The organism is Segatella oulorum F0390 (assembly GCF_000224615.1).
Taxonomy (GTDB): Bacteria; Bacteroidota; Bacteroidia; order Bacteroidales; family Bacteroidaceae; genus Prevotella; species Prevotella oulorum.
On record NZ_JH114215.1, the window covers coordinates 224,106 to 229,816 of the forward strand.

Consider the following 5,711-nt stretch of genomic DNA (forward strand, 5'->3'; position numbering starts at 1 on the left):
GAGCAGTTGGAGCTGAAACGCATCGATGGCACCGATAAACCGGGGCTTTCGTCGACGAGTGCATTGCGTCCGCTGACCGACGAGGCATTCTACGAGGTGCGCGGCAATGTCGAGGCGGCCTTCTGCTACGCCACCACCGTGGCCGACAAACAGATGATTGCCACGCTGGTGGACAACATCAACGCCGTGCTCGCCCGCTATGCCACGAGCCGCAAGGCGAGCGAGGCGCAGAAGGCCATCGCGCGCGCCATGGAGCTGGAGAGCAACCACCGGTTCATCGACCCCTTGCTGCCCACCTTCACCACGGCGGCGGGCTATGCGGCAGGCGACGTGACCTTCACCGGTCGCACCTTGAACCGCAACAGCGAACTGCGCTACGAACTGCGTGTGGCCAGCACGGGTAAGACGCTGTGGGTGCGGGTGACCAATGGCCGGTTGGTGGCCATCAAAACAAAGCCGACAGCAGGTGGCAGCGGCTCGGCCACAGTGAAACCCAAGGGCGGCAACCATGGCTCGGACGGCAAAAAGCCTTCGGATGATGGCAAGCAACCCGGTGGCGGTGCGGGTGGCAAGCAACCTTCCGGCAGCAGCGGTGCGGGCGATGGCGGCAATCCCAGTGGCAATGGTGGCAGCAATCCGTCGGGCGATGGAAAGAACGGCGGCTCGGGCAATCCTGGTGGTAACAAACCCGGCGGCGGCCAAGGTTCGGCCACGGTGACGCCGAAAGAATAACTTGTTTTAAAACAAATGACGTCATCCACGGTGACACTGAAATCATAACATACACACACTTTTTTATTTTAAGTAATGGGGGCGGGAGTGCGCGATGCATTCCCGCCCCCGATGTGTGTGTGGGAGGGTGCTTATAGTGCAAGGTCTTCTTGTTGCTCTTCCTTGGACTTGAAGATGAGGCGTAGACTTTGTTTGTAGTTGAGATAGCTCCACATCCAATTCAGCAGGACGATGGTTTTGTTGCGCACGCCCAAGATGGAGCGTAGATGGACAACGAGCCAAAGCAGCCAGGCAAAGAATCCTCCGAACTTTAATTTGCCGATTTCGACCACGGCCTTTTTGCGGCCAATGGTGGCCATGACGCCGAGGTTGTTGTAGTTGAAGGGACGCATGGGTTTGCCCTCTTGCTGCCGTTCGAGATTATGGGCCACGTTGGCCGCCTGCTGAATGGCTACTTGTGCTAATTGCGGATGGCCGTGTGGATAGGCCGCGTCGCCTTCTATCAGACATTGGTCACCAATGGCATAAACATCGGTCATGCCTTTCACGCGGTTGAAGCGGTCGACGACGATGCGGCCACCACGTCCGATGCTTGTGGCGGGGATGCCCTCGATGGTGTTGGCTTTGATGCCGCTCACCCAAATCACTGTCTCGGAAGCGATGGACGCGTGGTCTTTCAAAAGCAGTTGGCCGTTGGCATAATCAAGCGCCATGCAACCGCTCATGATTTCAACCCCGAGCTCTTCGAGTCCCTTTTCGGCTTTGGCCGACGAGGTTTTGTCCATGGCAGAGAGTAGCCGGTCGCCCGCATTGATGAGGTAGATGTGCATCTTTGAGGCATCTAAATCGGCGTAGTCGCGTGGGAGAATGGTGCGTTTCATCTCGGCCAATGCACCTGCAATTTCAACGCCCGATGGTCCACCGCCTACGATGACAATGTTCATGAGTGCTTGTCGGCGTTCGGGGTTGTCTTCGGTTTCGGCAGCTTCTAAACGTTCTAAAATTGTGTTGCGCAGATGAATGGCGTCGTCGACCGTCTTCATCGGCAGGGTGTTGTGCTCGAAATGCGCATTGCCAAAGAAGTTGGTCGTTGCACCGGCAGCCAAGACAAGGTCGTTGTAGTGCACCGTGCCGAAGGTTGTTTTGATGGCTTTTTCCTGCTCGTCGATGGCCAATACTTCGCCCATGCGGAAGAAAAAGTTTTCGCAGCCTTGGAAAATGCGGCGAAAGGGGAACGACACGTTGCTGGGCTCGATGCCCGACGAGGCGACTTGATAGATGAGGGGTGGAAACTGGTTGTAGTTGTTTTTGTCGATTAAAACCACCTGATAGCCTTTGTTTCTTAGGCTCATGGCCATCTTGAGGCCGCCTAATCCGCCACCCACAATCACTATTCTGTGCAGGAGATTTCTCCGTATGTTTGCTCTCATATCCGTTGAATGTTTTACAATCTTTTTACCTTTTCGTGCACAAAGTTACTGCTTTTTCAGCCGAAATGTGCAGCTTCTTGTCGAAAAGAATGGGTAGGATTTGTTGTGAATGGAGGGCGCGTGGGGAAGATTTGGCGGTAGAAAGCGGCGAAAGAAAACGGGGCGGAGATGTGGAGTTGCATCTTCGCCCCGAGTGGTCTGCTGTGTGTGACGGCGCCTTAGCGTCGCAAGCGCAGCTATTGATTTTCTTTGTCGATGGCCTTTATCTTTTGTTTGGTGAGTTCCATCTCGTCTTTCAGGCGTTGCACTTTGCGGTTCATCTCCTCAATGAGGCTGTTTCCTTTGCGGCTGTTGCTGTTGAGAAAACCCAAATTGTTTTCGTAGGTGATGATCTCTTGCTTTAAACTTTCATAGCGGCGGAGCAGTTTTCCGCGCTCATTGTCGAGTGTTTCGCTGCCGCGTTTCGCCATGTCTTGCAGATTGGTTTTGAAATTGTCGAGATGCTTCTTAGCGATTTCAACATGCAAGCCATCATAGAGCTTGTTGATTGCCTCGTGGTATTGCTGATAGAGCTTGTCCTTTTCTTTAAACGGCACGTGACCCACCTTGTTATATTGCTCGACCAGCGCCTGCACCTTTTCGTGCAATCCTTCGCCGGCATCGTCCAATAAGGCTTTGAGTTGCGTGATGATGGCCTTCTTTTGCTTCAGGTTTTCGCGCTCGTCGCTATGCACATCGGCGTGTGCAGCGTGGCGCGCTTCGAAGAATTTGTTGCAAGCCGTCTGGAAATCTTTCCACAGTTCGTCGCCCACTTTCTTGGGCATGGTGCCGATGGTCTTCCATTCTTTTTGCAGGGCGATGATTTTCTGTGTGGTCTTTTGCCATTCGGTGCTGTCTTGCAAGGCCACCACTTGTTCGATGAGTGCCTTCTTCTTGGCAATATTTTCGTGGGCTTGCTGCTTTAAGTTCTTGAAGAAAGCGGCCTTCTGACTGAAGAAAACATCGCAGGCAGCACGGAAACGCTCGAAGATTTTTACGTTCATTTTCTGTGGCGCGAAGCCAATCTTCTTCCAATCAGCCTGCAGCGCAATGATGGCTTTCGTCTGCTTTTCCCATTCGGAAGGTGTCTTGTTTTCGACCTTTGCAATGGCCTCTACTTGTTCGCAAAGGGCTGTTTTGCGTTGCAGATTCTCTTCTTCTTTCGCACGAAGCTCCTCGAAATGTTGCTGATAGCGTCTGTTGATGGCTGTCGATGCCGCTTTGAATCGTGCCCAAATCTCTTCGCGAATATCTTTTGCAACAGGGCCCGTCTCGCGATATTGCTGATGGAGTTCCTGTAATTGGTGGAAAGCACTGACGACGTCTTTTTCTTCGGCCAACTTCTCGGCTGCTTCGCAAAGATGCGTTTTCTTTTCTAAATTCTTTTTGAAATCATATTCGCGTGCCTCACGATTTAAGTTTAATTGGTCGTAGAAGCATTCGACATGCAGTTGATAGTTGCGCCACAATTCGTTTGCCTTCTCAGCAGGAACGGCTTTGATTTCCTTCCATTCTTGTTGCAGCTTTTTCAGTTCGTTATAATTCTTATTGGCCTCTTCGGGCGAGGCACCCATTTCTTTGATGCGCTCAATGATATGGAGTTTCTTCTGAAGGTTTTCCTGCTTTTCGGCCTCCTGTTGCAGGAAGAGCTGGGTGCGCCGTTCCTTAATCACACTCATTTCGGCCTTGAAAACCTCTTCCAACTCATCGGGCACGAAGACGTATTTCTCGGGATCGCCACCCTGTTCAAGATATTCGCGCTGCTGCGCTTCACGTTCGGCCACGTGCATTTTATAGAACGTTGTTTTGAGTTGATCGATTTCTTCTTTCGTGGGATTTTCGTGGTTCCCCACAATTTCTTTGAGTCTTTCAACCACTTCAGCTTTGCTGTGATAAGTCCGTTTCGCTGTTTCCTCCTGCGTTTGTGGCGCAGCATTCACTTCTTGCGGTTGTTGTTCGGCCGTTGACTCGTTCACCTTAACATTCTCTTGAGCATTCATCGTTTCACTGTTTTAGTTTATGATCTTCGTTTTTCATTGCATGACGCAATCAGAAATACCATGCAAACTTATATAAAAAAACTGTAAGTGCCTAATAATATCATTCTTTTTTCGGTTGTGATGCACGATTTTTACACTTTATATCAGTCGTTTTCGGCGCAGCAACCACCACGAAGCCCCCGAAACAATCACCGAGATGATGATGGCGATGATGAACCCCCACGAGCTGGTCTCCATGCCGTTGATGAGGTTCATGCCAAAGAGGCTTGAGATGAGCGTGGGAAACATCATGATGATGCTCACCGAGGTCAGCGTACGCATCACGGTGTTCATGTTGTTGTTGATGATGCTCGAATAGGTCTCCATCGTCGATTCCAAGATGTCGGAATAGATGTTGGTGGTTTCGCGTGCCTGCGTCATCTCAATGCCCACGTCTTCGATGAGGTCGGCATCGAGCTCGTCCACTTGCAGTTTGAACTTCAGCTTTTGCAGCAGCGTTTCGTTTCCGCGAATCGAAGTGATGAAGTAGGTGAGCGAGTCTTGCAGCCGGCTCAGCCCGATGAGGCTTTCGTTGTTCACCTCTTGGTCTAAGTTGTGTTTGGCTTTTTCGATGAGGTTGTTAATCTGCTTCAATCGTTTCAGATACCACACAGCGCTCGAGAGGAAGAGCCGGAAGATGAGGTCGACATAATCGATGAAGCCCTCACGGCGCTTTTGCTGATAGCTCACGAAATCAATCATCATGTTGGTTTCGAAATAGCACACCGTGATGGTGACATCCTTCTTGTGGATGATGCCCAGCGGCACGGTGGTGTAGGGGGTGCGCGACCTCACTTCCTTTACATAGGGGATGCGCAGAATGATGAGCATCCAGCCGTCGTCATATTCATAACGCGCGCGCTCATCGGTATCGCTGATGTCCGACAGGAAATAATCGGGGATGTGGAATTCCTGCTCCAAATATTCCTGGTCCTCGTCCGTGGGGCACGTCACCTGAATCCAGCAATTTGGCTGCCACTCTTTTTGTGGCGTTAAGTTCTGATTGATGTTCCAAAAAGTTCTCATTTCAGTTAATCTCCTTTTGTGATGTTAAGGTGTGGAGATTAGCTGCGTTGCGCTAAACTTCACGCCTATGAACCATAAGTTTCCGAATGATAATCGTCCATTAAATCAGTTGAAGTTTTCTATTTTGCTATGCAAAGGTAGGTATTTTTGCCGAATTGCGAAGCGGTTGCGAATGAAAATATGTCGGAGGAAGCCGTGAAACCATACGATTTTTCCCCTGTTAGCCTCCGTTGGCAGAAAACGGCCATCGTTTTTTGACTTGCAACCCTGCGGCGCAGAAAAAATCCATTTTTTTTTGACGCGCGACCCTCGGGCGCAGAAAAAACTCGTTTTTTTTTGACGCTTGACCCTCGGGCGCAGAAAAAATCCATTATTTTTGGACGTGCAACCCTGCGGCGCAGAAAAAATCCATTATTTTTGGACTTGCAACCCTGCGGCGCAGAAA

General features: G+C 50.8%; 4 protein-coding genes and 1 pseudogene. 1 reads left to right on the forward strand and 4 read right to left on the reverse strand.

Annotated elements, in window-relative coordinates; all coding sequences use genetic code 11:
* Positions 1-732: pseudogene (locus HMPREF9431_RS00935) on the forward strand (hypothetical protein); the annotation flags it as partial.
* A gap of 131 nt (positions 733-863) precedes the next feature.
* Here HMPREF9431_RS00935 and HMPREF9431_RS00940 read toward each other — a convergent pair.
* The 4 genes from HMPREF9431_RS00940 to HMPREF9431_RS13335 all read right to left on the reverse strand — a co-directional run.
* Positions 864-2,162, reverse strand: coding sequence for an NAD(P)/FAD-dependent oxidoreductase (locus HMPREF9431_RS00940; RefSeq protein WP_004379168.1), 1,299 nt, complete (start codon positions 2,160-2,162; stop codon positions 864-866).
* A gap of 236 nt (positions 2,163-2,398) precedes the next feature.
* Entirely contained in the window at positions 2,399-4,201 is a 1,803-nt protein-coding gene (locus tag HMPREF9431_RS00945) for a DUF349 domain-containing protein (RefSeq protein WP_004379169.1), read from the reverse strand.
* Between the two features lie 138 nt (positions 4,202-4,339).
* Positions 4,340-5,266, reverse strand: a complete 927-nt coding sequence (locus HMPREF9431_RS00950; RefSeq protein WP_004379170.1) for a magnesium transporter CorA family protein — start codon at positions 5,264-5,266, stop codon at positions 4,340-4,342.
* Positions 5,267-5,385: 119 nt separating this feature from the next.
* Positions 5,386-5,711 (reverse strand): hypothetical protein (locus tag HMPREF9431_RS13335; protein ID WP_231287672.1); only part of this gene is annotated, 326 nt, incomplete at its 5' end.

What these genes read in the sequence shown, in the direction of transcription:
- HMPREF9431_RS00940 (WP_004379168.1), bottom strand. Translation starts at nt 2,162, where the DNA reads ATGAGAGCAAACATACGGAGAAATCTCCTGCACAGAATAGTGATTGTG.
- HMPREF9431_RS00950 (WP_004379170.1), bottom strand. Translation starts at nt 5,266, where the DNA reads ATGAGAACTTTTTGGAACATCAATCAGAACTTAACGCCACAAAAAGAG.
- HMPREF9431_RS00945 (WP_004379169.1), bottom strand. Translation starts at nt 4,201, where the DNA reads ATGAATGCTCAAGAGAATGTTAAGGTGAACGAGTCAACGGCCGAACAA.